Below are 1790 nucleotides of genomic sequence, written 5' to 3'. Positions count from 1 at the left end.
GGGCATGGTATTCCGGCGCCGGATTGGCGACGGGCCTCGCCGTCGGAGCAGCAGCTGCGCGTCCATACGACTACGGCTACGGGCCATACCCTTACGGCTACGGCCAATGCGGCTATTATCCCTATCCGCCCTGCTATTGATGTGTCGGGATCTGCGCCCGGCAACGACGTTTGATCAAGCGGAGCCCAATGGACGCAGGATCAACCTTTCAACTCGGGAGATCCATCGCGCCGATGGGTGGGTAATGAGCTCAGTGGAGCGAAGCCCATCCCGCCGGCCGACCTTCTATTTATCATGCTGCAGTGGCACTATGACTGGGCGCGCGCCTATAATGGCTCCCAGCAGTGTCTGAGGGCGCCGTAAGAGCGGCCTGTCGAACCTTAGCTCGGCAGGCCGTTTCTGCGATCAGGCACCAGGATCTGCGTCCGGTAGCCGTCGTATTTGATCTAATGCGTCCTAGCATCGCCTTCAGGCGGCTTGTCGACCAGCGTCGGGATACACGGCGGGATGAATAGCCCCATGCCTCAAAGATAGGGCTGCTCGGCCATGATCGCATCCAACTTCACGCGCGATGGTCCATGGATCGTGATGAGCGTGAGCGCTTGGCCGTGGGACAAGCCATACCGCTTCGCCAATTCCGATACCTCGTACGTGCGGTGTTCTTGCGGCTGATCGAGCATCTCGAATTGCCGCTTGTCGGGATGACCAACCATGATCTTTTCCTCCCAAATAACGACACACGAAAACGCGACTGCGTCTTAGCGGGTTCCATATTAGCGCGATGTTGGACGTTGTCGAATCGCTTAGCGAGGCAGCTTCCCGGCGATATAGATGCTGTTGAGGTCGCGATTGCCGCTATCTGTCCATGCAATTGCGACGACGGTGACAAGGCACGCAAGAAAGATAAGTCCCGCGACCCCGGACTTGACGGTGTCGTTCATTGCGCCACGACACAGAGAACGCCAGGTCTGTCCGCCAAGCGCAAAGATCAGATAAAGGCTCGCAGTTGCGGCCAAGGCCATGATTGTTAGCATTGCCGGCCTCATTTCAACCAGCAGGATAGCTGAACACGGTGGGATGAAGGGCCCATGCCTCAAGGGTAGGGCCGTGCGGCCATGACCTTATCGAGCCTCGAGCGTGACCGCCCGTAGATGGAAATCATGGTTCGCGCTTGGCCGTCTGACAGGCCATATTTTTCTGCAAGGGTAGCTATCGTGTAACGATCGTCGGCGGTGGCGGTCGCATTCAAAGAGTCGATCAAGTCCAACTGCCGTGGGTCATGCTGCTGCGTCATGACGTTCTCCCAGAAATCGACGCGGAGAAACGCGCGAGGATGGGAATCGATCCATCGACAAAACTTGGCCGGCGCGTCCCGGCTGAGTCTTCCAAAGTTGCGCCGGCCTGCGGACAGATTGCCGCCGCGCGGAAATGCTATCAGCCTGGTTCTGCAGGCTCAAGAGCGCCGCGCACGCTTTGCCGCGGTTCTTTCGGGGGTGGGCGGTAGCTCGATCGATCACGAGGCGGGCTGCTGCTTGTCAGGCAGCGCCACGTCCTGATTGTTGATTGAGCACTACTCAAGACGATTGCCAAGACACAGGCTTAAGGTTTTCGCTTTTCTTCGAGCAACACCTTGCACGCCTTTATAACCTCAACAGCCTCGGTGAGCATTGCCGACACCTTCTCGGCTGGAAACAGATCGATCGCGCTTGCCATTGCGTTGAGTTCGAACACGATGTCGCCCTGGCCGACATCGTTCGCAGACGTCTCGGAATAATCGATAAGCTCTCGGT

General features: G+C 58.0%; 3 protein-coding genes. All 3 read right to left on the bottom strand.

All coding sequences use genetic code 11. From position 1 onward, the window contains the following. Window positions 1–524: 524 nt before the first annotated feature. Window positions 525–713, bottom strand: a complete 189-nt coding sequence (locus tag AC1DUU_RS31100; protein ID WP_476787159.1) for a hypothetical protein — start codon at window positions 711–713, stop codon at window positions 525–527. 380 nt (window positions 714–1093) lie between these two features. Continuing rightward, window positions 1094–1294 (bottom strand): hypothetical protein, encoded by a 201-nt coding sequence (locus AC1DUU_RS31095; RefSeq protein WP_476787158.1) that lies wholly within the window; start codon window positions 1292–1294, stop codon window positions 1094–1096. Between the two features lie 305 nt (window positions 1295–1599). Further along, window positions 1600–1790: hypothetical protein (locus AC1DUU_RS31090; RefSeq protein WP_476787157.1), on the bottom strand; the 191-nt coding region annotated here is incomplete at its 5' end.

The sequence above is a fragment of the Aminobacter sp. P4_H6_2 genome (assembly GCF_056400805.1).
The sequence above is the reverse complement of the archived record's forward strand: the minus strand, read 5'-3'. Positions and strand labels throughout refer to the sequence as shown.

Excerpts from the sequence above, each read along its gene's own strand:
- AC1DUU_RS31100 (WP_476787159.1), bottom strand. The coding sequence starts at position 713 with ATGGTTGGTCATCCCGACAAGCGGCAATTCGAGATGCTCGATCAGCCG.
- AC1DUU_RS31095 (WP_476787158.1), bottom strand. The coding sequence starts at position 1,294 with ATGACGCAGCAGCATGACCCACGGCAGTTGGACTTGATCGACTCTTTG.